Genomic DNA, 24000 nt, shown 5'->3' with positions numbered 1-24000 from the left:
GGCTCGTGAACTAGCTCCTCACTACGGTCTTCAGGTGCAGTTCCTTCATCTGCTGCTCTGTCGCCGGACTTGGAGCATCGACCATCAGATCGATTGCCTTCGCCGTCTTGGGGAAGGCGATAACCTCGCGCAGGCTTGAAGCACCCGCGAGGATCATCACAATGCGATCGAGGCCGAGCGCAATACCGCCGTGCGGAGGCGTGCCGTACTCCAGCGCGTCGAGAAAGAATCCGAAGCGCTGCTTCGCCTCTTCATCACTCATGCCCAGCGAGCGGAATATCTCGGCCTGCACATCCTGGCGATGGATACGGATTGAGCCGGAGCCCAGCTCCGTACCGTTGAGGACGATGTCATAGGCCAGCGCACGTACGGAGCCCTTGTCGTTGAACAGCGCTCCGGACTTGATATCATCCTCGTGCGGCGAGGTAAAGGGATGGTGCGCCGCGTTCCAGGTCTTGGACTCCTCGTCCCACTCGTACATGGGAAAGTCGGTAACCCAGAGGAACTTGTAGTCGTCGGCGGTTCCGGTCTGTTGGAAAAGCTTGTGCTTGTCTGCGAACTTCTGCGCTAAATGAAGTCGAAGCGCACCGACTTTCTTGTAGATCCACTGGCGGTCATAGTTCCACATCTCGGGCGTGCCGAGCTTAGGAGTGATGACGCCCGCCAGTAGATTGTCATCCGCGGAACCTCGGGCGGCTGTCTTAAGGAAGTCGGTGTATTCGTTCTTGAGCTCTTTAGCGATCAGATCACCGAGCGGCGCGAACTGCTCGGATTTCTCAAGTCGTTGGGTATCGAGAAAATCGAGACCGGATTCACCTAAAAACGTGCGTACTTCGTTGGCCAACGCTTTGAATTGAGTTCCGCTTAGATCAGCAGCGTTGGGAATCGAGAACCCGAGTACCGGGAGCTTTTGCTCAATCTTCAACGCTTCACGCAGTTCTGGTGTGAATAGAGTCGTCAGGTCAACCATTGCAGGCAGCCGCATATCTGGCTTGTCGATGCCGTACTTTCGAATGGCATCGTCATAGGTCATCTGCACGAATGGAGCCTTCAGCTCAATATCAGCAGTTTTGAACGCGCCAGTCAGAAACCCTTCCACCACGCGGAAGATCATCTCCTGCTGGGGAAAGGTCATCTCAAGGTCGATCTGGGTGAACTCCGGCTGGCGATCGGCGCGGAGATCTTCATCGCGGAAGCATCGCGCCACCTGGAAGTAGCGATCGAAACCCGAGATCATCAGGATCTGCTTGAAGATCTGTGGCGATTGCGGCAGAGCGTAGAAGTCCCCCGGATGTACGCGACTTGGAACCAGATAATCGCGCGCACCTTCAGGGGTTGAGCGCGTCATGAAAGGCGTCTCAATCTCCAGAAACCCATTCTCCGAGAGATACTCCCGGATCGCTCGGGTCACTTTATGTCGCGTCAGAAAGTTCTTCTGCATCTGCTCGCGACGCAGATCGAGATAACGGTACTTGAGGCGAACCTCTTCGTTCGAGATGGCGTCTTCCGCGGGCGAGAAAGGAGGCGTCTTTGCTTCGTTCAGCAGCAGCAATTCCTTGACGACGACTTCGATCTGACCGGTAGCCATGTTGGGGTTCTCAAGGCCCTCGCCGCGCTTGCGTACACGCCCCTTGACGGCGACGACGAACTCCGAACGGGCGGCCTCCGCCTTGGCATGGGCCGGCCCTGCGACCTCAATATCGGAGACAACCTGAGTAATCCCGGTACGATCCCGTAGATCCAGGAAGATGAGGTTACCGTGATCGCGGCGCCGGTTGATCCAGCCCATCAAGACCACGTCTTGTCCGTCCTGCTCCACACGGAGCTCACCACACCGATGGGTGCGCTGCAGATTGCCTAAAAAGTCGAGTGTCACGATGCCTTCTATTGTACGGACATCGGGTGCGAATCGCTAAATCCGCTGGGCATGCGCGCGAATGTAGTCGTCGAGCTCATGGCTCGGCCCGATGTAGTGAAACTCCTCGGCATACTCCAGCCCGTACTTGGCTCCGATGCGTTTGTCTCGCTCGAGAAATGCCGCCTGAATGTACTCCTCGTTGGCCGCTTCCTGGGGACCTGAGAAGGCCGCAATTCGAAGCCCACGCGCCGCCAGGGATTCGTTGGTGCTCTTCACCATATTGGTGATCATGTTCCTGCAGGATGCGATGTAGGTGGCTTTCTGCTTAATGGTGGGTCCGATGTCGACGACTCGGTTGACCAGCTGGGGACCGCGGGCGAAGTAGTACTTTTCGCGGACGGAGTGGGCCTTCAGCCCGACGTCAAACTGCTCCGGGAAATCCAGGTGATCGGCCGCGGTCCAGCAGGCGGCTTCAACAGCCTGGGCCGTCACGTAATGGTCGGGGTTCTCTTCGTAGTGGCCCCACGGATCGTAGCTCAGGACGGTGTCCACCTTCAGGAGACGGAAGAGGAAGATCAAACGGACGCGAATCTCCATGCGGGAGACGTCGTCGAGGCCGTGATTGCGGTACTCGAGGTCGTAACGCTTTCTGAGGCCGGCGACCTCGACGAAGCGTGCGGCGTCCTGTTCGTTGACCAGGACGGTCTCGCCCATGGTCAGGTTGTAAGAGTCCTTCTCGTCGTTGCTGACACGGATGAAATAGCCGGTGTAGCCCTCGTTCAGCAGCTTGGCAATGGTGCCGCCGGCGAAGATGGGCCCATCGTCCAGGTGCGGGGTGATGAGTGCGAAGACCTTGCCCTTGTGGGGCTGGCCGGGGTTAGCGCGCTCGATAAAGGGCGCCGGCCCGGCGACTGTTGTCTCTGCCATTCCCGGCGTTTGAGCGGCGGTCCCAAGACCAGCCGCTGCCGCTACCTTGAAGAACTCCCTACGCTCCATCGCCGCTCCTGCAAAGAGAAGATCTACGACTTCAACGCACCCACCAGTTCTGTTCTCGCCAGCTTAGCCTGCTCACCCTGGGAAAAGTCCTTCACGGTGAAAATCCCGCTGTTTACTTCGTCCTCGCCGACGATGATCATCTTGCGTGCCAGCTTATCAGCCGTCTCGAAGGATTTCTTCAGCCGCCAGTTGCCGTCGCCTACCTCGACACCGAGCCCCGCTCGGCGCAACTCCTGCGCCAGCTTCAACGCCGCTGGGTTCTGCGCGACTCCCATGGGAGCGACGAAGGCATCGAGCTTCGCTGCTTCGGTCTCTTCTGCCTGCGCCTGCAGCGTGAGAATAAGACGGTCTTCACCGATGGCAAAGCCGATTCCCGGAGCCTTGGGTCCGCCCAGCATCTCGGAGAGGCCATCATAGCGGCCGCCGCCCAGCAGGGCGTTCTGGGTGCCCAGCCCGCTGCCGCCTCCAACAGTGAACTCGAATGTCGTGCGGGTGTAGTAGTCCAGCCCGCGTACCAGCCGCGGGTCTTCGACGTAGGGGACGCTGCAGGCATCGAGTGCAGCTTTTACCTGATCGAAGTGCGCCCGCGAGTCGTCGCTCCAGAACTCAGAGATCTTCGGCAGCCCGTTGATGATCTCCTGGTCGCCCGGGTCCTTGGAGTCCAGCACGCGCAGCGGGTTTGTCTCCGCCCGGCGCTGATTGTCCTCGCAGAGCTTGTGCTTTACGGGTTCCAGAGCATCGCGGAGTGCGGCGCTGTATCGCTGGCGGTCTTCGGCCGAGCCGACCGAGTTTAATGCTAGCCGCCAGCCCCGGATGCCGAGCTCAGTCAGTAGCGTCGCCAGCATCTCGAGCACCTCGGCATCGCGCAGGGCGGAATCCGACCCCGACCACGGGGGGCCAAGCACCTCGGCGCCGATCTGCCAGAACTGGCGGTACCGTCCACGCTGCGGGCGTTCGCGCCGGAACTGCGGGCCGATGTAGAAGAGCTTCTGGAGCATGCCGGTATCAGTCATTCCATGCTCAATGTAGGCGCGGACGACCCCGGCGGTATTCTCCGGACGCAGGGTGAGGCTTTGACCACGATCGCTCTCGGCGCGTCCGCGATCCTCCCAGGTGTACATCTCTTTGGAGACGATGTCGGTCTCTTCGCCGACACCGCGCGCGAAGAGCTCAGTCACCTCAAAGACGGGGGTACGGATCTCACCGAAGCCGTAGCGCGCAAATACGGAGCGTGCGGTAGCTTCTACGTGATTCCAAAGAGTGGTATCCGGGGGGAGTAGGTCCCTAGTCCCGCGTACTGCCTTGATCGTTGCCATTACATCTCAGTGTAGCGAAACCGAACGTTCCAAAGTGGGATCGGCTTACATTGGATAGATCACCAGCTCACAGACCAGGCCGTGGCAGTTTAGAGTCCCTTGTTTGATGATGCGAGCTTCCGAATTTTGAGGAGTCCAGTTTGCGAGGTTCGCCCTCTGCAGCGCCATCTGATCTTCAGGTCCAGCCTTCTGCCCGGAGCCTGAACCAGCTACATCCTCTATCTTTTCCTGGTGCAGGGAGAAGGTGAACTCCTTTAGAAGATTTGGCCCCTTCCACGGGCCTAAGGGCAAAACTCTGACGTGCTGCAACTGCACTCGGGCATCGCCGTTGTGCGAAGCCTTTTCTTCCTGTTTGAGAACATCGAGGCGGTCCTGCAGCTTGCGTCTTATCTCTTCCGTCTCTTCTTTTGACCTTCTTGGGCTGACAAGCTCCGCGAACGCCATTCGATATGTCTTCACGGCCTCCTGTTCGCGTCCCTGCTTCTCCCGCAATCGTCCCAGATGGAACCCGATCTCTGGATCGGAGTCGTTGAGCCAGGCCGCATGGAGCCAGGTCTCGGCCTCACTCAGCCTGTTCTGGCCGACAAGCGCCCATCCGAGGGTGTCCCATGTACTTACCAACAAAAGCTGTCGTGTCTTCTGCTCCTGTGGGATATCGGTCATCACCCAGTTGGCGGATTCTGCGGTCAGCTGATCGATCGCTTTACGGGCGCTCTTTTCAGCCACATCCAGTGAAAGACCCGCCTCTGCCAGTTCGTCGGCTCCGTTGTTGAGGATGGCTGGGTCGGCAGTCCTGGTGAGGGCTGCGACCAGGGTAGCTCGCGCAGGCTCCTGATGTCCTGTCCGCATCTGTGCTGTTCCAAGCTGGACCTGAATGGCGGTACTGTCCGGATCTTTCGCCGCCGCCTTCTCCAGAAGGGGCAGAGCGTCTGTGTAGTGGTGGAGATACATGAACAAGGTAGCCGCCGTTTTGCGATCGTCGTCCGCTGCGAAAGGCTTCTGCAGGAGGTCCTTCATGGTTTTGACGGCTTCATCCGTCTTTCCCCGCATTAGCTGCAGCGAGATCATCTGCCGGTAGACCCAGGGAGAGTTAGGGTCGGTCTGTCGGGCCTGCGCCAGGGTGGCCTCCGCGGAGTTCATCTCTCCCCGCTGCATCTGTTCGAAGACCTGGTGAAGAAGCTCGTTCACATCCGGCTTTGCTGTCGGCCCCTTTGCTCCCTCTTTAGTTGCAGAAGACGCCTCGGTGGTGATCAGGGTGATGTAGGGTTCGCCCTCGCTCACGGTGGCGTCCAGCCATTTTTTGTAGCTCTTCCATTCCGCCGCCGGAACCTCGCGCCGAAAGATCTGTACCTTTCTTTCGACGATCAGTTTCTCGCCTTCAACCTTATAGGTTTTGTCGAAGCTGGCAAAAGCGGTCTTTTCGTGAACGGCCGCTGGAGGAACGGCTCCCCAGCCGTCCGGAAGCGTGATCGTTGAGAGCGATTCCTCGAGACGGGGTTCCCCCAACCGAATCGGCTGCTCTTTCGGAGGATTCTTTTCATCTACAGATGGCAGAAAGACGACCGGAAATAAGGGCAGAATCCTGTGATTGTCCCAGTCGCCCGTCTTCTCGCGGACGTAGTCATAGTTCAATCGAACCGGCTCCGTCGTCTTTTCGGGAGAGCTGGCGTCGGGATTGCTGGTAATTCCACCGAAGCCAAATCCCTGCGACAGCCGCTGCATTAGCTCATTCCACTGGCCGCGGGGAACCTGTCGTAAGAGCGCGCGTAGCAGAAGCTCGTCATCACCTCGCTCGGTGAATTCGATCTTCGCCTTCATGATTCCGTCTTTTGTAAGCGCTCCCGTGCCTGCGAAGTTGGAAAAGGACGTAAAGGGTAGTTCGGCAGGCGTGTTCTCGATCGCCGCGTGTCCTGTGGGGGTAACGACCAGAACCGGTTTATCTCGAATCAGCTGAACCAGCATGCCGTAAGGGGCAAGTTCTGCAGTGGTGTCCAGCCACGTCTGCTTCCCGTCAACAGGCACTGCAGAGATCATGTGGTTGAAGGCTGCGGGAGACGGTACCTCTTCGTTCATCCGTATGCCCGCGCCGACGAGCACACCTTCGGGATGAAAGCCTTCGGCCGTCAGCATTGCCGCTAGAAGCGTGTGCTTATCCTTGCAATCACCATATTGGTTTCGGAGTACCTCCGCCGCCATGTGAGGCTGGTAGCGGCCGATTCCGAAGGCCACCCCGATGTAGCGGATCTGGGTTGCGACATAGCTGTAGAGCGCCTGTGCCTTCTCGGTCTGGGTCGATTTGCCAGCCGTCAGCTCGTCCGCTTTCGCCTTGATCGCGCTGTCCGGAATAATTCTGTCGGCCTCAAGCGCGTGATACCAGCCTGCAACTTCATCCCAGCTCTTGAAGGTTGTCCATGCCATCTGCGCTAGCTCTCCTTTCGGGTCGAACTCCCGCTGGATCGCCTTGCCGTCCTTTCCGACCGTCGGATCCGGCTGTGACCCGGTCCAGCGGTATACCACCTCATCAGAGGTCTCCGACTTCAGCGGCTGGAGGTCCGGACTCCATACCTTAACGTAGGTACCTTTGGGAACATGCAGTTCGATGTTCTCGTTCAGGATGACAGTGGCGCTGCGGAAGGTGTCCTGGCCCCAGAAGTGATCGGGAACCTCTGCCTTCGTGTCGACGATTCTGACTCGATACTCCAGGAGGTCTCCCGGCTGCAAATTTCGGACCGGAAGCTGCTTTTCTTTGAGATCACTATAAAAGGGAGCTTCCCGCGTGACCTGTTGCGGCATCTCCTGCGCGTCGGAGACGGGAGTCTCCACGAGAGACCCGTCCGGCTTTCTTACGCGCAGATAGTCGAACTCGACCTTCTGGCTGTCACCGGCGAATGGGACCGAGAAAACCCCATACTGCCGTGCGGCACCGTCGGACTGAATCCGGACGACAGCAGTGATCTCGCGGGAACCGGTGCCGTCGGCACGATATCTGTAGACGGTATCCAGTTTTTCGATGATCAGTGATTCAGCAGAGTAGTCACGTACAGAACCGGGCGCCTGACCCGTTTTCTGCGGTTCGGAGGAAGAACCCTTTTGCGGCGAAGAACCCTTTTGCGGCGAAGAAGCCTTCGTCGCGCCAGTAGCCTGACCCCTGCTGCGAGCTGGATACATTCCCAAGGCAAAAACAAGCAAAACAACAATGAAACGCATATCTGTATCTGAATACAGCAGGCACGGACGATAAGCTATGAAAAACTGAGACGGGGCTTCCTTTGTTTTCCGGAATTGAGCAGTGAAGCCCTGCCAAACTCAGAAGGAGTTGTTCATGAGCTACATCGCAAACCCGAACCGATATCAGCAGGCGAGCTTCCGGCGCTGTGGCCGCTCCGGCATCGTGCTTCCTCCCATCTCGCTGGGCCTGTGGCAGAACTTTGGCGGGGCGGATGTCTTTGAGACCGGCCGGGCGATGGTTCTTCGTGCCTTCGACCGCGGTGTAACTCACTTTGACCTTGCGAACAACTATGGCCCTCCCTACGGTTCAGCTGAGGAGAACTTCGGCCAGATTCTGCGGAAGGATCTCGCCCCGCATCGCAACGAGCTGATCATCTCCACCAAGGCGGGTTGGGACATGTGGCCCGGTCCCTACGGAATCGGCGGCTCGCGCAAGTACCTTCTCACATCGCTAGATGACAGCCTTCGCCGCATGAGTCTGGATTATGTGGACATCTTCTACTCGCACCGGCCTGACATGGACACACCCCTCGAGGAGACGATGGGCGCGCTGATCCAGGCTGTACGACAAGGCAAGGCTCTCTATGTCGGCATCTCTTCCTACAGCCCCGAACGTACTCTGGAAGCAGCAGATATTCTGCGCAGCGAAGGCGTGCCTCTCTTCATTCATCAGCCGTCGTACTCCATGCTGAATCGGTGGATTGAGCAGGAACTTCTGGATGTGCTGGATACGGTCGGAGCGGGATGCATCGCCTTCTCCCCACTGGCGCAGGGGCTGCTGACCAGCAAATATCTCGGCGGAGTTCCAGAGAACTCCCGCGCGAGCCAGGAAGGTTCGCTGAAGAAGGATTTCCTCAACGAGGAGAACCTGCAGCACGTTCGCGCGCTCAATGAGATTGCACGCAATCGAAGCCAGACGCTCGCCCAGATGGCGATCGCCTGGGTGTTGCGCGATCCCCGCGTGACCTCGGCGCTCATCGGCGCACGCAACGTTGACCAGCTCAACGATTCGCTCGATGCCGTGAAGAATCTGAGCTTCAGCCCAGCGGAGTTGGCCGAGATCGACAAGCACGCCACGGAGGGCAACCTGGACCTCTGGAAAGATGCCCGCGAAGGAAGAGGCTGATTCCCGGCAGATCTGAGCTACTGATCGAGAGCTATCATCCCGACAGCTATTGTGGCCCGGACTGCCGGCGCGTAAGGATGCCCTCGACGTTGCCTTTATCCACGAGCGACACCCCGGTATCCACAAATGCGGGGAACGGAGCGAAGGGATCGAGTTCGTAATCTCCCTTCATGGGATTGTCGGTCGGATAGTGATGGATCTCATCCAGCGCCTTCAGGCCAATCAGGGCCATGGTGTAAGGCTTCTGAGAGATCGTGGAGTCGATCACACCATCCTTAATCAGCTGCAGAGTGGGGAGGTCCGTATCCATCGCCACAAGGAGACGCCCGGAATCCCCTTCTGCTTTTGCCCGGCGCAGCGCCTCCCCCACGTCCCTGCCTGAGGAGGACTGCAGGCAGATGAATGCATCGATTCGATCCTTGCCTTTGAGGGCAATATACTGTTGCGCCTTGTCCATAGCCAGGCCGGAGTCACCCTTCATGTCAAAGACCTCCACAATTTTGATACCTGGATAATCGGAGAAGACATCCTTATAGCCCTTCAAACGTTCGTCAAGGTTCGGCTGGCCGGGCATCGTAAAGAAGACAACGTTTCCCTTGCCATTCAGCATAGCCGCTGCCCGCTGGCCGCCCAGACGACCTGCCTGGATATTATTGGTCCCTATGAAGTAGAGCCGTTTGCTCGCGGGAGCATCCGAGTCCATGGTGATCACTGGAATCCCGGCAGAGATCGCAGCGTCGATCTCGGGCCCAAGCAGATCCGGGTTGGTCACCGAGATCAGAATTCCTGTGGGCTTTAGCGCCACGACGGACCGGAGTTCCTGAAGCTCTGCCTGTGGGTCGAAGTTTTTAGGTCCCCGAACCACCGCAGTCACGCCATACTCTGTGGCCGCCTTCTGGAAACCCTCTGCTGCCGTTGTCCAATATGGAAGTTGAACGTTTACGGCTACCAGGTAGTAATGCTCTTTTTTGGAGTGGCGCGTGCACCCTTCAAGCAGGGGAAGCACACATAACAGGGCAAGGAATGTACCTCTGGTCCACATGCTCATCTAAAGCCTCCAATGAGACATGCTGCCCGCACTCTGTCGAACCGGGGCCCATCGGGCAGCACCGTGGCTGCAAGTCGCGGCAGGCGAGATCATACGCCTGTTCCGTTGAGTCTGGCAGAGCGGATCAGTGAATATGCGCCTCCCGACGGAATTCTTCTAGAATTGAATCCAGCATGATCTTGCCGTTCGTCCGCGAACTTCTTGCGGACCTGGAACACACCGATGCTTTCGAGCGTGTACGTCGCCATCTGAGCGCCGGATCGGGGCGCCGTCGTGTCTCGGGCCTGACAGCAACCGCGCGTGCGCTCTATCTCCCCTATTTTGTTCGCGCAGGCCAGGCGCCTGCGCTTGTCCTCGTCTCCGACAACAAGGCAGCCGAGACCCTGCAGGCTACGGTTCTGGCGGCCTGTGAGCTTACGGGAGCATTAGAGCCCGAGCAGGTTCTGAGACTGCCGGCTCACGATGTTCTCCCCTTCGAAAACCTTTCACCCCACTCTGAGATCCAGGAGACACGAGCGGCGGCCCTGTGGAAGATCTGTGCTGGCGATCGGGCGCTCGGCTGGTCATCGCTCCTATTGAGTCGGCATGCATGCGCCTGTTTCATCGCGACTACTACGCCGCGCTCGCCCTCCATCTCCGCACCGGCGAGGAGCACATCCCGGACCTGCTGATCGAGCACCTGCTCTCCGTCGGGTATACGCGGGTCGATGTCGTCGAGATGCCGGGACAGGTCACGGTTCGTGGAGGCATTATCGATGTCTATCCACCGGAACAGGACCGTCCCGTCCGGGTCGACTTCTTCGGCGATGAGATTGAATCCATCCGCCGTTTTGACCCGGAGACACAGCGTTCCAGTTCGTCGCTGGACGACGTCCTTCTGCTTCCCCTGACCGAGACGCCCGTCACTGAAAAATTGTTGTCGGCCATCAATGCGCGGCTGACGAGGGCAGGATCTGCGGGTGCCGTCCTAGAAGGCGGGGAAGAACCGGTCGAGCTGCAGACACATGTTACTACTCGGACGGGCGAAGCCACCGTCTTCCCCGGCTGGGAGTTTTTCGCTCCAGTGGCAGGCGCAAATCAGACCCTGCTCGATCTACTGGGACCCTCAACGCGTGTCTTCGTTGAAGAGCCAGCCATGGTCAAGAACCAGGGAGAACGCTGGTGGAACAAGGTTGAGCAACGCCACGAACGGTCGGGGATCGGTTCGCTGGTACGGGCAGAAGATATCTACCTCTCTCCATGGGATCTTGAGGATCGAGTAAGGCGCACGACCGGTTGCGATCTTGATCAGCTGGGAGCCGTCGATGTGCTCGATGCGGAACGCAACGAGCTCTCCGAGATTGAGTTCGCGACCCGTCCCACGCAGAGATTCCATGGTTCCATCCCGGCTCTCATTGACTCTCTGAATTCGCTGATGCGACAGGAGGCCCGCATCCTGCTGGCCGCAGCGAACCAGGGCGACGTGGAACGGCTTGCCGGGCTGCTGCAGGAGTACCAGGTGCCCTACCGGCTCGGGTCTCGCAACGACCAGCAGGGTTCCGCAACCGTCTATTCGGAATCGAGCTATCTGGCAGGAGATCTCCGGACGCCGGTCATCGTGAAGACACCGATTGGGACAGGCGTCCAGATTCTCGATCTTGAAAAGGCAAGCGCACGACAGATTGTGATCTTCGGGGCACAGGACCTCTCCGACGAAGCCGACGTTACGCAGCGTCCGGCTCGCCGCGGAAAGTCCAAGTCCTCCGCGTTCATCTCAGACTTCCGCGATCTGAAGGTTGGCGACTATGTCGTGCATGTGGAGCACGGCATAGCCCGCTACATGGGCCTGCGTGTCATCGAGGAGAACGATCAGCCGCCGCTTGAGCTGATGATTCTCGAGTTCGCAGATGAGGCAAAGCTCTACGTCCCGCTCACGCGGCTCGATCTCATTCAGAAGTATCGCTCCACTGAGACGGGACCTGCGCCGCAGCTCAACAAGCTTGGCTCGCAGAGCTGGCAGAAGACAAAGGCTCGCGTCAAGAAGGCGATGGCCGATATGACGGCCGAGCTGCTGAAGCTCTATGCCCAGCGTGAAGCTGCGCAGGGAACGCCGTTCTCGCCCGACACAAACATGCAGCGCGAGTTCGAGGACGCCTTCGACTTCAATGAGACCGACGACCAGTTGAACGCCATCGCCGACATTAAGTCAGATATGGAATCGCCCCGCCCCATGGACCGTCTGCTCTGCGGAGACGTTGGCTATGGCAAGACCGAAGTGGCCATGCGCGCTGCCTTCAAGGCCGTCCAGGACGGCAAGCAGGTGGCGGTGCTGACGCCGACGACAGTGCTAAGTTTCCAGCACTTCGAATCGTTCAAGCGGCGCTTTGCAAACTTCCCCGTCAACATTGAGATGATCTCTCGCTTTCGAACGGCGAAAGAGCAGAAGGAGATCCTGGAACGCGTCGCGGACGGGAAGGTGGACATTCTCATCGGGACGCATCGCCTCCTTTCCAAGGACCTGAAGTTTCAGGACCTTGGCCTTCTCGTGGTCGATGAGGAGCAGCGCTTTGGTGTGCGACACAAAGAACGTTTAAAGCAGATGCGCGCAGCGATCGATGTTCTCTCCATGTCGGCGACCCCGATTCCCCGTACCCTGCATATGTCCCTGATCGGCCTTCGAGACATGAGCGTGATCGAGACGCCTCCCAAAGACCGTATGGCGATTCAAACGATCGTCGCCAAATTTGACGAAAAGCTTGTGCGAACCGCGGTCGAGATGGAACTCGAACGCGGCGGACAGATCTACTTCGTACACAATCGCGTCGAGACAATCTACGACATCGCGGCAAAGATTCGCGAACTCGTCCCTCAGGCACGGATCATCGTTGGCCACGGTCAACTGCCAGAGGCAGAGCTGGAGCGAGTGATGCTCTCGTTTATGAATCATGAGTATGACGTCCTCGTCGCAACCTCCATCATCGAGAATGGACTGGACATCTCGCTCGCGAACACGATCCTGATCAACCGCGCAGACCGTCACGGTCTCAGCGAGCTCTACCAGCTGCGTGGCCGCGTCGGCCGCTCCAATCGTCGCGCCTACGCCTATCTGCTGATCCCTCCCGACACGGAGCTCACCGAGATCGCCCGCCGCCGTCTTGCAGCCCTCAAGGAGTTTTCCGACCTCGGAGCCGGCTTCAAGATCGCCGCGCTTGATCTTGAGCTTCGCGGAGCGGGGAACATGCTGGGCGGGGAGCAGAGCGGACACATCGAAGCCATCGGATTCGAGATGTACACCTCAATGCTGGAAGAAGCCGTACGCAAGATGAAGGGCGAGGAAGACATGCCTGCGCATGCCGCGACGGTCGTCAATCTCGGCATCTCGGTTCGGATCGATGCCGACTACATCCAGGAAGAGAATCAGCGGCTGCGGATGTACAAGCGAATCGCTGGAGCGGAGGACTTCGCCGCGCTCTCCGATGTTCGCGCTGAGTTGCAGGATCGCTACGGCCCACTGCCGGAGGCCGTCGACAATCTGCTCACCGCGGGCGAGATTCGCCTGCATGCACAACAGCTGGGCATTGCGCAGATAGATCGCAAGCGGACCCAGCTCGAGGTTAACAAGGTCAAGACCTTCGTGGAGATGCTGCACATCAAGTTTGCGGAGCGTGACGGAGATAGCTCCGGCAAGACCATCGATCCAGGTGTGCTGATGAAGCTTGTCAGTCGCAATACGAAGCGCGGTGCGCAGTTCACGCCGCAGGGTATTTTGCGGTGGCCTCTGACGAGCGCCAGGTCTGAAGACGTTTTGCTCGAAACGCTGGGGTTACTAGAGTCGCTAGACATAAGCGTAGTGAGTAAATGAAGTGCCTGTATTTCAGCAATATACGCAGCTGTGGAAAAAATGCGGGAACGAAAGTTGAGAAAGCTTTTCATTTCCGACGTGGATTTGCCAGTATTGCGCAGTATGATCGCCCTCAACCCTACGGAGGGCCCCCGCATGGTTGAAACAATCCGTCTGGGCGGAATGAGTGTTACGTTTCTCATGACCCGTCACGAGACCGCTGACGCGCTGGATTTGTTCGAGCTCACCATTCCCGCCGGCGGCAGCGTTGTTGTTCCTCATACCCATCGCAACTACGACGAATGGATCCTCGGGATGAACGGCATCACGACCTGGACGCTCAACCGCGAAATTATCTCGCTGCGGCCTGGAGAACATCTCCTGATCCCTCGGGGAACGCCGCACTTTTTCGCCAATCTGGACGACCAGATGGGTCGAGTCATGTGTCTGCAGACCCCAGGAGTGATGGGACCGGAGTATTACCGGGAGATCGCGCGGCACTATCGTTATGAAGATCCCGATGCCTCCGGGATAAGCGACGTGATGTGGCGTTATGGAGTCGATCCACTGAGTCACCCATAATTCAGTTGCACAGAGCGCCGATCGAACCAGGCCACCGGTTGCTGTGAAATCCCCTGATTTCCTTACCCGCCGGGTCTGCGTGGGCAAACCCTCCGGGCCGTGTCTTACACTGCTTGCAGAAGACTTCTCATGGCCAACCGACCTCTTCTCACCGCCCTGCTTGGATTCGCTATGCTCTCACCTGTCGCACCCGCTCAGAGACTTGCTGCCGATGGCGCAACGCAGACCTTCACGTTCCTCAGCGATCAGTATTTCTCGGACGTACTCTTTCACTTCGCCCCTACGTACGGTACCCAGTCCGGACTCCACCAGTACGACACACAACTCGAGGACTACTCTGCCGCTAGCGTGCAGCGACAGACAGCTGCGCTGCACATGTACGAAAAGAAGATTGAAGAGGTCCCGGCAGATGCGCTGGACGCCTCTGTAGCGGCCGATCGCCAGATTCTGCTGAACAGCATTCGATCGCAGCTTCTCTCCCTTGAAGTTATCCGAAACTGGGAGAAGAACCCCGACAACTACTCCAGTGGCGTAACCAACTCGATCTTCGTCCTGATGGAGCGTCCCTTCGCTCCTCCTAACATGCGCCTTCGTTCCGTTGTGGAACGCGAGAAGCAGATTCCGCAGGTGTTCGAAGAAGCGCGCAAGAATCTGAAGAATCCTCCTCGCATCTTCACCGAGATCGCCCTGGAGCAGATCGACGGTATGGTCAGCTTCTTTGAGGAAGATGTTCCTGCCGCGTTTACTCAGGCGGATGATCCCAAGGCGAAGGCGGATTTTGACCGTGCCAATGCCGCGGTCATCCAGGCTCTGAAAGATTACGGCGCATGGATGAAGAGCGATCTATTGCCACGCTCCAACGGTGACTATCGCCTCGGCGCCGATACCTTTGCGAAGAAGCTCTCCTACGACGAGATGGTCGACATCCCGCTCGATCGTCTGCTGCAGGTGGCCTTCGACGATCTGCATCGCAATCAGGCTGAGTTTGCGCGCATCGCGAAGGAGGTTGATCCCCACAAGACTCCCCAGGAGGTCCTCGCGGAACTGGCGACGATCCACCCTGCTCCAGACAAGCTCCTCGATTCCTTTCACAACACCTTTGACTCGCTGATCGCCTTTATCCGTGCCCACCAGATCATCACGATCCCCAGCAACGTGCAGCCTACCCTTGAAGAGACACCTCCCTTCATGCGCGCTACGACATTCGCGTCGATGGATCCTCCCGGCCCGTTCGAGACTCGTTCCACGAAGGCGTATTTCAATGTGACCTTGCCTGAGCCGGGATGGGCGCCGGCCCATGTCGCCGAGCACATGGCCAGCTTCAATGTTGGGACCATCATCTCAACCAGCGTGCATGAGGCTTATCCCGGCCACTACGTGCAGTTTCTGTGGCAGAACCAGTTTCCCTCCAAGATCCGCAAACTGATTGGAGCGAACTCGAACATCGAAGGCTGGGCGCATTACACCGAGCAGATGATGTTGGATGAAGGCTATGCAGCGGCTCCACCCAATGCCACTCCCGAACAGCTTCGGGAGGCGAAGCTGATCCGTCTGGGCCAATTGCAGGATGCGCTTCTCCGCGATGCTCGTTTCGTGAACTCAATAAAGCTGCATACCGGCCTCGGCGAACCGAATGGAAAGTGGACCATCGAGCAGTCTGTCGATTTCTTCGTAAAAGAGGGCTACCAGTCGCGTTCCGTGGGGCTTGTCGAAACCAAGCGTGGAACAGCGGACGCGACGTATCTCTACTACACCCTGGGTAAACTCGAGATCATGAAATTGCGAGAGGATCTGAAGAAGAAGCAGGGAAGCTCCTTCAATCTTGAGACCTTTCACGACAATTTCATGCGTCAGGGATTTGCCCCCATCAAGGTCATTCGCAAGGCTATGCTTCACGACGACTCGCCCGTGCTATAGCGGAGAACTATATCCGTGCTCCTCCATCAACCATAGGGAGTACGCATTGTCACTCGATCGTGCTATCCCGCACTCTTGTAACCCTGCTAGCATTTTTACAAACAAAACGTGCATCCAAAGGAAATATGACTCAGAAGATTCGGAAAGCAGTATTTCCCGCAGCGGGACTCGGAACCAGATTTCTTCCAGCCACGAAAGCCACTCCGAAGGAGATGCTCTGCCTGGTCGACAAGCCTTTGATCCAGTACGGCGTCGAAGAAGCAGTCGCCGCCGGATGCACCGAGATCATCATCGTGACCGGCCGTGGCAAGACGACCATGGAGGATCACTTCGACAAGTCCTTTGAGTTGGAAGCTACGCTCGAGGCCAAGAATAAAACTGCTCTGCTCGAGATCGCTCGCTCCGTCTCCAAGCTCGCTAAAATTACGTACACCCGCCAGTCAGAACCTCTCGGTCTCGGCCATGCCGTCCTGCAGGCAAAAGAGATCGTCGGTAACGAGCCGTTCGCCGTTCTTCTGCCCGACGATATCGTCGACGCCAAGGTTCCCTGTATGAAGCAGATGGTCGAAGCCTTCGAGCAGACCGGGTCAACCATCTTGGGATCAGAAGTCGTAGAAGGCGCAGCGATCTCGGCCTACGGCTGCCTCGCCGTTACGCCTGATTCGAACAATCCGCGTCTGCTCCAGGTAAGCGACATGGTCGAGAAGCCAAAGCCGGAAGAGGCGCCCTCGCAGAACGCGATCATCGGGCGTTACATTCTTACTCCGCGCGTCTTCGAGATGCTTGAGACCATCACTCCCGGAGCCGGCGGCGAGCTTCAGCTGACCGACGGCATCAAGGCTCTCCTCCAGCACGAGAAGGTCTACGGCTTCACCTATGAGGGCAAGCGACACGATGCTGGCGACAAACTCGGCTTCCTCAAAGCGACCGTCGAGTTCGCGCTCAAGAACGAAAAACTCGGACCAGATTTTCGTTCCTGGCTGAAAGAATTCCCCCTGTAAGCGCTTTCTAAGAGAACCCCTCATCTCCGCCGCACCTTTCATGACATTGTCGTTAAAAGTGCGGCGGAGAATCTCATTTAAGGAGCGGAGAATCTGTAAACTGCGCCCTCTCCGCGCGAGAGAGCTCGCCTGGGCCTCTTCCCTCTCGCCCTCTTCCCTCTCGCATCGTTCAGCTTTCGTCAATCATCTAAACATTCGATCTCAGATTACGGAGCCAACGATGCCCTCACTGTTCGATCCAATCCAGGTTGGAGATCTTCTTCTTCCCAATCGCATATTCATGGCGCCACTGACGCGTCTGCGGGGAACTCCCGACCATATCCCGACTCCCATCATGATCGAGTACTACACGCAGCGCAGCTCTGCCGGCCTCATCATCTCCGAGGGAATTCCGGTCGATCCGATGGGCGTCGGCTACCAGAACGTTCCGGGTATCTGGTCGCGCGAACAGGTGGAGGCCTGGAAGCCCATCACCAGGGCTGTACATGACAGAGGCGGCCACATCTTCGCCCAGATCTGGCATGTAGGCCGTATCTCCGATCCTGAGCTGCTAGACGGCAAGATGCCGGTAGCTCCCAGCGCTATCGCTGCCACGGGACATGTCAGCCTCTTGCGTCCTCAGCGGCAGTTCATTCCTCCCCGGGCTCTTGAGATTCCCGAGATCAAGCAGGTCATCGAGGCCTTCCGTCGAGCCGCTCAAAACGCGCAGGAGGCTGGCTTTGATGGGGTGCATCTGCACGGAGCGAACGGGTATCTGCTCGATCAGTTTCTACAGGATGGTTCCAATCAGCGTACGGACGAATATGGCGGTACTGTAGAAAATCGTGCTCGCCTCATGCTGGAAGTCACCGACGCTGCCGTCTCAGTCTTCGGCCCGGGAAGAGTTGGTGTGCATCTGGCGCCTCGTGGAGACTCCCACGGCATCTCCGACTCCAATCCGGGGGCAACTTTCAGCTATGTCGCGACCGAGCTGGGCAAGCGGGGAATCGCCTTCCTCGCAGCTCGCGAACACGTGGGGTCCGATAGCCTCGGCCCTCGCCTGAAGGAGCTCTTCGGCGGTACCTTTGTGGCCAACGAGGCAATTGATCAGAAGGTTGGCCAACAGCTCCTCGACGAAGGAAAGGCGGACGCCGTCGCCTTCGGCAAGCTGTTCATTGCCAATCCGGATCTTCCTGCGCGCTTTGCCAGACATGCCCCGCTCAACCGACCCGAGCCCAGCACCTTCTATGCGCATGGCGCACAGGGCTATACGGACTATCCCGCTCTAGCGGAATAACCTGCGCTTCATAAAGCGGAGAACGTCTGTTAACTTTTGTGCATCAGATTGGGAGGAGCCCGGTTCCCACCAGGTTTCAGAGAGAGGAACGATGCCAGAGACCGTAGGACCCAATGTTTCGATCACACGTGAGAAGCTGATCGATCTGCTCAACGAAGATCTCGAGCGCGAGTACCAGGCAATTATCGCCTACGTGAACTATTCTCAGGTGCTCAGGGGAGCTGCCTACATGAACATCGCCGCAGAGCTGGCCGTTCATGCAGGCGAGGAGCTGGCGCACGCCATCACCATCGCGAACCACATCGACTATCTCGGCGGCATGCCTTCCGTAAAACCGAAGCCCGTCAAGACATCCGAAGTCGCCGAAGACATGCTCCGCTTCGATCTTGAAAATGAGAAAGAGACCATCGCGCAGTACCGTCGCCGGGTTAAGCAGTGCGACGAACTGAACGAATTCGCGGTAAGCGAATCCATTCGTGAAATCCTCATGCAGGAGCAGGATCATCTTGTTTCGTTGGCTACCGCTCTGGGAATCGATCCACCCAATCCCGGCATCGCCGACTGAACTTCGTCGTAAAAAGAGCGCCGTCCACTGCTGGCGGCGCTCTTTTGTTTTCCGTTTCAAAACGTAAAGGCAACGCCTACTGTGTAGCGATCCTGAATGAACTTCTGGTCGGGCTTCGCATTGAACACGTCGGTGGTATAGGTCTCATCGAGCGCGTTTGGGTCGTAGTCCTCGTAGCTGTTTGCGATGATGTCAGGATTCTTGCTCCAGGTCTCCCGCCAGTCGGCTCGCAATGTAACTCGCGGCCTGAGCCGGTACTTCACTCCGGCGCCATACTGCAGGCCGATGTGAAAGATGCCTCCTCCATCCAGTGGAGGGGTACTCCCGAAGTCGAAGGCCGCCTTGATCAGACCGATGTTCTTGAGGCCGAGCGTATAGACGCCCGCCGGCTCCTTAAGGGGCGCGCCATTCAGGGCAATCAGTTGCAGCACCGGGCCGACTGCGGCGTAGGGTCTCCACCGCGAAGTAGGTCGAGTCGGATGGATCAGCAGGTTGTACTCAAACTGCCGTGTGACCAGACCGATGCGGTCGGTGTCGAGATCCTTATCCGTGATAATCGTGTTCTCATTCGGTGGCAGCGTGGCATTGATGGACTGCAGTTCATATTTGACCTGCTGGCGGAAGTAAGAAAACTCGTTCGAGAAGTGTCTCCAGCTGTTAACAGTTACCGAACCACCGGCGGCCCAACCGTCACCCACTTCATCTCCCATGAACAGGAAGTACGCCGGATTGGTATCGACAGACGAGAGCTCAAGCACAGCTACGGCAGACAGAAAATCCGTACGCATATGCATGTAGCCCCCTTGCAGCGCCAGTTCATATCGCGGCGGATCCCACTTGTGATCCTTCTTCGCCTTCTCGATCGCCGCCTGGTCAGCGGCGGACGCCGGTTCTGGCTCCTCACCCGGCTGCCTTCGGTGCAGGTCCGGACTCTGACCCAATCCCTTGTACTGCGCTCCTGACGCGTCGGTCTTCCGCCAGGAACCCGAGTCTGCAGGAAGCTCGCCCGAGCTGCGGAAATAGTCGCGAGCCTTGATTCCTCCCGCGATTCCCTGGTAAATCAGGTTGCCGCGATAAAAGCTGTTTCGAATTGTGAGAGAGGTGTCGCGCGTCGCCCGGACCATGCGATTTGGCGGCGGCGCAGGGGTTACCGGAGTGGTTCGCGGATGCTCGCATGCATTCATCTGCACCACAGCGGCCTCTCCATCCGTCAGCAGTCGATCGCCGGTGGAGTTGTAGGCATCCCTTGGGACCCAGGGGCGTTGCACCATATCGAGATGGTCAACGCAGCCTGTAAACATCAGATCGCCTACCACCTTCGAACGCTCGTTATCGATGTGCTGATCGATCACGTGGATGAAGGTCTTCTGCTTCTTCGAAAATGCGATCCCGATATCCTGCGTGGAAGAAGAGGTCAGTACCGTCGAGCCGTCATAGGTCTGCTCCGTTGCGAACACCCGCAGATGATGACGTGAAGCAAAAGTATTCGTCGTCTTGCTGAGAGCAAACAGTGGAGGACGCTCGTCCAGCAGCAGTACGGACATGGGAGCCTGCGTGTAGCTTTGGTTTCCCGTCAGCGTCTTCACCGTGCGAAACGTGGAGTTCGCATTCAGCTCATCGGTAGGCAGCCAGCCCGCCGCTGCAAATGCTCGTTGCAGCGCTGCAGACGAACCGATGAAGACGAGGTTCGTTATGTCAGAGACCTTGTTCGATCCCTTCGCACGCGTTCGATAGGGAAGCTCTTTTACGAAGGCCTGCAGCTTCTCCTTCTCTGGCGCTGTCACTGCCTGTGGTCCTACGGTCGGCGGATAAACCTCTGCCGTAATCAGCGGCCTCTTGTTCTCCAGGATCAGCTCGGTTCCTGCTGGATAAAGAATCTCCGCCTCAGCAAAGCCCAGAACGGCTGAACCGGATGCCGTTGCAAAGACATAGGCGACCGGGTCGATTCCGGCGAAGGTCAGAACGCCGTTCTCGACCGAGTTACCGATCGTACCTGTGGCACGAATTCCCTGGATCTTCCCCTTGCTATCGACCTTTTCCTGCGCATTCTCCACTTCGGAGATGCGTGCACTAAGCTCAAGTACCCGCTGGTCCGGCAGTGTCGCCCGGTTCCAGTCAATCGTCAGCGATGCCGTCTCGTGTTTGAACCCCCACCCTACCGAATCGGCTTCAACCACCTTGCCTTCGAAGATGGAGCCGGACGGGATAAGGATCTGTTCGTTCACCACCGCCGGACTGATCGCGACTGCTTTTATGGTGCTGCCCTCGTGCGTGTCCCGGGACGAAAGCTCATCCAGAAGCCTTACCTGAATGCGCGCTCCGCCGGGGACTCCTTCAACCTGTTTAAGGTCGTGCAGGAGAACCGTGTATGTCGCGGTGCCTGCAAGGAGGGTCAGCGTTGTGCCATCCGTATGCCATTGGCCTTTATGGAGGGACCCGTCCTTCAACTCAACAAGTGCGTTGCCGTCTGGAAAGACCTGCATATACTTCGGTGCGGCCTGTAACGTCGCAGGTGGAACATAGATCGATTGCAGATCGCTTCCCAGCAGAACTCCCAGCGCAGCAGTCTTCGCGGCACCAGATTCCGCGTACTCGAGCGTGGAGTCATTCTGGAAGACAGGATTCGTGGCGTTCCTGATCAGCCCCGGAATTGCCTGATCGTCGCCGATAACAACTACTGGATCGCCCTCCGTTGCTTGGCCGCTCAGCGCAAAGGCCCATCCGTCATCGAACGGTTTGGTCTCTGTCAGAGAAGCGGAACTAAAAGGAACCAAGCCCAGAATGCGCTTTCGGCCGCTGTCCATCTCATAGTAACGAAGCACATATCGCTGTCCTGTATCTCCATGCTCCTGCACGATTACAAGGGCGCCTTCTCCACCTCTCACTCGCCAGGCAGCGACGGCATGCGGACTGATCTTTCTGACCTTTCCGTTCTCTACAATCTGGGCCTCTCCCGATGTATGACCGGGTTTTCGCACGATGGTGATGGGAGAGATTGAAGATGCAGAGTGATGCTGCTGTGCAGTCACGGGTAGAACAGAAAATTCAGTAACGAGCGAGCACCAGCCTGCGAACAGCAGGGCGCCGCGCACTAATCCCTTTGACCACAAGTCCATATGGCCTCACGCTTCGATGTCAGAGAACGGAGCCCGACTCCGCTCCGACATCATATCCCAGAGGCCATCCCGTACCGTCACTTCATCCGGCTGCACGAAAGCTCAGATCAGCCGGAGATGTCTCGCCCGCAAAATATATCTCTGCACGCAGCGAAACATCCCCGGTCTGATGTTCAGGCTTCCACGCGCTGTACGAATACTCCCGCGAATGCGCCGCGCACCCCTGCGAAGACGATCAGCCAAAGGAGAGCGGCGACAAACGCCAGCGGCAAACCTTCGGGAGCCAGCAGGGAGTGGAAGAGGACGATGTTCACAACCACCGGCCCAAGCAGCAGCAACGCCAGCGGAACATAGCGATTCGCCAGCAGCAGCAAGCCTCCAGCCAGCTGCAGCGCGAAGACCACCACCAGGTAATGCGAAACAAACAGGGCACCCATGTACTGCCCGGCCAGACCGGTAGGCGGCTGCATGGGGATGAAGTGGAGGAAACCGTTGAGGCCGAAGACCGTAAACAGAAGTCCCAGCAGAATGCGTGCGATCGTAAAGGCGATCTTCATCTTCGTTCTCTCTTTCGTTCCGATAGTTACGCCGGCAGCGCGCGCACCTGGTCCAGGGTCGGCTTGAGGAAAGCCTCGCGGTCGATCGCACCCGTCATGATCTGGGCTGTCCCGGAGGCCGTCACGAACGTCACATCCGTGATCCCCAGAAAGCCGAAGACGGCACGCAGATACGGCTCCACGAAGTTCATCGAAGCGCCGGGAGTTCCGGCTTGGTAAACGCCACCGGTCGACACCAGGACGGTGAGCTTCTTCCCTTTCAGCAACCCCTCCGGACCGTTTGCTCCATAGGAGAATGTCTTGCCGCTTCGCGCTACCTGGTCGATCCAGAGCTTCAGGACGGAGGGGATGCTGAAGTTGTGCATCGCTACCCCGATCACGATCTCGTCGGCCTTCTGTAGTTCTCCGATCAGGACATCCGAGGCAGCCAGAATGGCCTTCTGCTCCGGTGTCCTTCCTTCCTCAGGCGTGTAAGCAGCACCGATCCAGACCTGGTCAATGGGCTTGGGAGGAGCAGCGGAAAGGTTCCTGTCGATCACCGTTCCGGCTGGGTTCTTCTCCCTCCAGCTTTTGGTGAACTCCCGCGTCAGCTCCCGGCTGATGGAGCTATCCAGCGGACTCGAATCAATACGTAGAAGTGTGGACATAGCGAATCTCCTTTACGACAAACGACGGTAAAACGACGTGAGTCGTTATACTCAATAGACAACAATTGTCGTGCTCGCGATTCTTTTTCTCTCTGGTAGCCTCTAATGAGGTAGAGCGATGCCTATCTCAGACTGCGAAGTTCGTGATCCACGTATCCGGAGAACCCGGCAGGCCCTTCAGGGGGCGCTGCGCGACCTTATGCTGCAAAAAGGTTTTGAGGAGATCTCGGTTCAAGACATCACCGATCTCGCCGACGTCAATCGAGCGACCTTCTACGATCACTACACCGACAAGTTCGCGCTCTTGGACGCAATGGTGGCAGGCGGCTTCCACAAGCTCCTTTCGGAACGCAATGTGATCTTCGATGGCACCTGCCCCTCCGCCGCCAGCGCCATCATCCTCTCCACCTGCGACTATCTTGAAGCTACTCACGCCAATGGGTCCTTCAATCGCAACAGCGCATTTGAGCCGTTAGGGGATGCTGGAATCGTCGCAGCTATCCGTCGCGTCATCCTGCAAGGTGTCCAAGGCAAGCCAGTACCGGAGCTCCTTACTCCCGAGATCGTCGCGACGACTGCCGCCTGGGCCATCTATGGCGCGGTCAAGCAGTGGTACTACACACCCGACCATCCTCCCGCTGGCACGATGGTCCCCTCGATCCTTCAGCTCGTCCTGCCTATCCTGATGACCGCCGGCCCGATCGGTCCCCACGACCACATCGAAGCTCCACTCCTGGCAGACTAAGTCCAATCAACTCAACGGCCCTCGGGTACGTGCTTCATCCACTCGCGGATTGTCTCGATATTGTCCAAACACAAACTACTTTTGTTTGTACCGGGATCCCGGGAAACTGCCACATCCTGCGTTGATGACGCTGTAAGATTGTGCGGCAAATCCAAAAGCTTGGAGATTCGCGTGTTCCACACTGATTTTTTAGACCGTCCGC

The 24000-nt window shown here is 57.9% G+C and carries 15 protein-coding genes and 1 pseudogene; 8 read left to right on the top strand and 8 right to left on the bottom strand.

What is annotated here, in order from left to right:
* Window positions 1-10 precede the first annotated feature (10 nt).
* From aspS to JAO29_RS12905, 4 genes are read right to left on the bottom strand one after another with little or no spacing between them, the layout of a single operon-like run.
* Window positions 11-1876 (bottom strand): aspartate--tRNA ligase, encoded by a 1866-nt coding sequence (gene aspS, locus JAO29_RS12920; RefSeq protein ID WP_334268641.1) that lies wholly within the window; start codon window positions 1874-1876, stop codon window positions 11-13.
* A 36-nt stretch (window positions 1877-1912) separates the two neighbouring features.
* The gene (locus JAO29_RS12915; RefSeq protein WP_334268640.1) at window positions 1913-2854 is read right to left on the bottom strand and encodes a PIG-L deacetylase family protein; all 942 of its coding nucleotides are present in this window, start codon (window positions 2852-2854) and stop codon (window positions 1913-1915) included.
* Window positions 2855-2877: 23 nt separating this feature from the next.
* A complete protein-coding gene (gene hisS, locus JAO29_RS12910) occupies window positions 2878-4170 on the bottom strand; it encodes a histidine--tRNA ligase (RefSeq protein ID WP_334268639.1) in 1293 nt (430 codons plus the stop codon).
* A gap of 45 nt (window positions 4171-4215) precedes the next feature.
* On the bottom strand, window positions 4216-7377 hold the full coding sequence (locus JAO29_RS12905; RefSeq protein ID WP_334268637.1) for a DUF3857 domain-containing protein: 3162 nt from the start codon (window positions 7375-7377) through the stop codon (window positions 4216-4218).
* Window positions 7378-7492: 115 nt separating this feature from the next.
* On the opposite strand from JAO29_RS12905, the gene mgrA reads away from it, so the two are divergent.
* Window positions 7493-8524, top strand: coding sequence for an L-glyceraldehyde 3-phosphate reductase (mgrA, locus tag JAO29_RS12900; RefSeq protein ID WP_334268636.1), 1032 nt, complete (start codon window positions 7493-7495; stop codon window positions 8522-8524).
* 46 nt (window positions 8525-8570) lie between these two features.
* Here the strand turns inward: mgrA and JAO29_RS12895 are convergent, their stop codons facing one another.
* Window positions 8571-9572 (bottom strand): substrate-binding domain-containing protein, encoded by a 1002-nt coding sequence (locus tag JAO29_RS12895; protein ID WP_334268635.1) that lies wholly within the window; start codon window positions 9570-9572, stop codon window positions 8571-8573.
* Between the two features lie 173 nt (window positions 9573-9745).
* Between JAO29_RS12895 and mfd the strand changes: the two are divergent.
* From mfd to JAO29_RS12865, 6 genes and pseudogenes are all read left to right on the top strand, one after another.
* Window positions 9746-13413, top strand: a pseudogene (mfd, locus tag JAO29_RS12890) (transcription-repair coupling factor).
* A gap of 135 nt (window positions 13414-13548) precedes the next feature.
* On the top strand, window positions 13549-13974 hold the full coding sequence (locus JAO29_RS12885) for a cupin domain-containing protein (RefSeq protein WP_334268634.1): 426 nt from the start codon (window positions 13549-13551) through the stop codon (window positions 13972-13974).
* A gap of 129 nt (window positions 13975-14103) precedes the next feature.
* Window positions 14104-15891 carry a DUF885 domain-containing protein gene (locus tag JAO29_RS12880; protein WP_334268633.1) on the top strand — a complete coding sequence of 596 codons (1788 nt, stop codon included), beginning with the start codon at window positions 14104-14106 and terminating at the stop codon, window positions 15889-15891.
* A 125-nt stretch (window positions 15892-16016) separates the two neighbouring features.
* Entirely contained in the window at window positions 16017-16892 is an 876-nt protein-coding gene (gene galU, locus JAO29_RS12875; RefSeq protein ID WP_334268632.1) for a UTP--glucose-1-phosphate uridylyltransferase GalU, read from the top strand.
* 220 nt (window positions 16893-17112) lie between these two features.
* The gene (locus JAO29_RS12870; RefSeq protein ID WP_334268631.1) at window positions 17113-18168 is read left to right on the top strand and encodes an alkene reductase; all 1056 of its coding nucleotides are present in this window, start codon (window positions 17113-17115) and stop codon (window positions 18166-18168) included.
* 91 nt (window positions 18169-18259) lie between these two features.
* Entirely contained in the window at window positions 18260-18733 is a 474-nt protein-coding gene (locus JAO29_RS12865; protein WP_334268629.1) for a ferritin-like domain-containing protein, read from the top strand.
* Between the two features lie 56 nt (window positions 18734-18789).
* Here the strand turns inward: JAO29_RS12865 and JAO29_RS12860 are convergent, their stop codons facing one another.
* From JAO29_RS12860 to JAO29_RS12850, 3 genes are all read right to left on the bottom strand, one after another.
* Complete coding sequence (locus tag JAO29_RS12860; protein ID WP_334268628.1) at window positions 18790-21849, bottom strand: LssY C-terminal domain-containing protein; 3060 nt, start codon at window positions 21847-21849, stop codon at window positions 18790-18792.
* Between the two features lie 173 nt (window positions 21850-22022).
* On the bottom strand, window positions 22023-22406 hold the full coding sequence (locus tag JAO29_RS12855; RefSeq protein ID WP_334268627.1) for a hypothetical protein: 384 nt from the start codon (window positions 22404-22406) through the stop codon (window positions 22023-22025).
* 26 nt (window positions 22407-22432) lie between these two features.
* The gene (locus JAO29_RS12850; RefSeq protein ID WP_334268626.1) at window positions 22433-23053 is read right to left on the bottom strand and encodes an FMN-dependent NADH-azoreductase; all 621 of its coding nucleotides are present in this window, start codon (window positions 23051-23053) and stop codon (window positions 22433-22435) included.
* 118 nt (window positions 23054-23171) lie between these two features.
* Here JAO29_RS12850 and JAO29_RS12845 point away from each other — a divergent pair, with 118 nt between their 5' ends.
* Window positions 23172-23798 (top strand): TetR/AcrR family transcriptional regulator, encoded by a 627-nt coding sequence (locus tag JAO29_RS12845; protein ID WP_334268625.1) that lies wholly within the window; start codon window positions 23172-23174, stop codon window positions 23796-23798.
* The last annotated feature ends 202 nt before the right edge of the window (window positions 23799-24000 follow it).

The sequence above is a fragment of the Edaphobacter sp. HDX4 genome (assembly GCF_036877565.1).
In the GTDB taxonomy this organism is placed as follows: domain Bacteria; phylum Acidobacteriota; class Terriglobia; order Terriglobales; family Acidobacteriaceae; genus Edaphobacter.
The sequence above is the reverse complement of the archived record's forward strand: the minus strand, read 5'-3'. Positions and strand labels throughout refer to the sequence as shown.

Coding starts and splice junctions, on each gene's coding strand:
- JAO29_RS12915 (WP_334268640.1), bottom strand. CDS start 2,854: ATGGAGCGTAGGGAGTTCTTCAAGGTAGCGGCAGCGGCTGGTCTTGGG.
- hisS (WP_334268639.1), bottom strand. CDS start 4,170: ATGGCAACGATCAAGGCAGTACGCGGGACTAGGGACCTACTCCCCCCG.
- JAO29_RS12905 (WP_334268637.1), bottom strand. CDS start 7,377: ATGCGTTTCATTGTTGTTTTGCTTGTTTTTGCCTTGGGAATGTATCCA.
- mgrA (WP_334268636.1), top strand. CDS start 7,493: ATGAGCTACATCGCAAACCCGAACCGATATCAGCAGGCGAGCTTCCGG.
- JAO29_RS12895 (WP_334268635.1), bottom strand. CDS start 9,572: ATGAGCATGTGGACCAGAGGTACATTCCTTGCCCTGTTATGTGTGCTT.
- JAO29_RS12885 (WP_334268634.1), top strand. CDS start 13,549: ATGGTTGAAACAATCCGTCTGGGCGGAATGAGTGTTACGTTTCTCATG.
- JAO29_RS12880 (WP_334268633.1), top strand. CDS start 14,104: ATGGCCAACCGACCTCTTCTCACCGCCCTGCTTGGATTCGCTATGCTC.
- galU (WP_334268632.1), top strand. CDS start 16,017: ATGACTCAGAAGATTCGGAAAGCAGTATTTCCCGCAGCGGGACTCGGA.
- JAO29_RS12870 (WP_334268631.1), top strand. CDS start 17,113: ATGCCCTCACTGTTCGATCCAATCCAGGTTGGAGATCTTCTTCTTCCC.
- JAO29_RS12865 (WP_334268629.1), top strand. CDS start 18,260: ATGCCAGAGACCGTAGGACCCAATGTTTCGATCACACGTGAGAAGCTG.
- JAO29_RS12860 (WP_334268628.1), bottom strand. CDS start 21,849: ATGGACTTGTGGTCAAAGGGATTAGTGCGCGGCGCCCTGCTGTTCGCA.
- JAO29_RS12855 (WP_334268627.1), bottom strand. CDS start 22,406: ATGAAGATCGCCTTTACGATCGCACGCATTCTGCTGGGACTTCTGTTT.
- JAO29_RS12850 (WP_334268626.1), bottom strand. CDS start 23,053: ATGTCCACACTTCTACGTATTGATTCGAGTCCGCTGGATAGCTCCATC.
- JAO29_RS12845 (WP_334268625.1), top strand. CDS start 23,172: ATGCCTATCTCAGACTGCGAAGTTCGTGATCCACGTATCCGGAGAACC.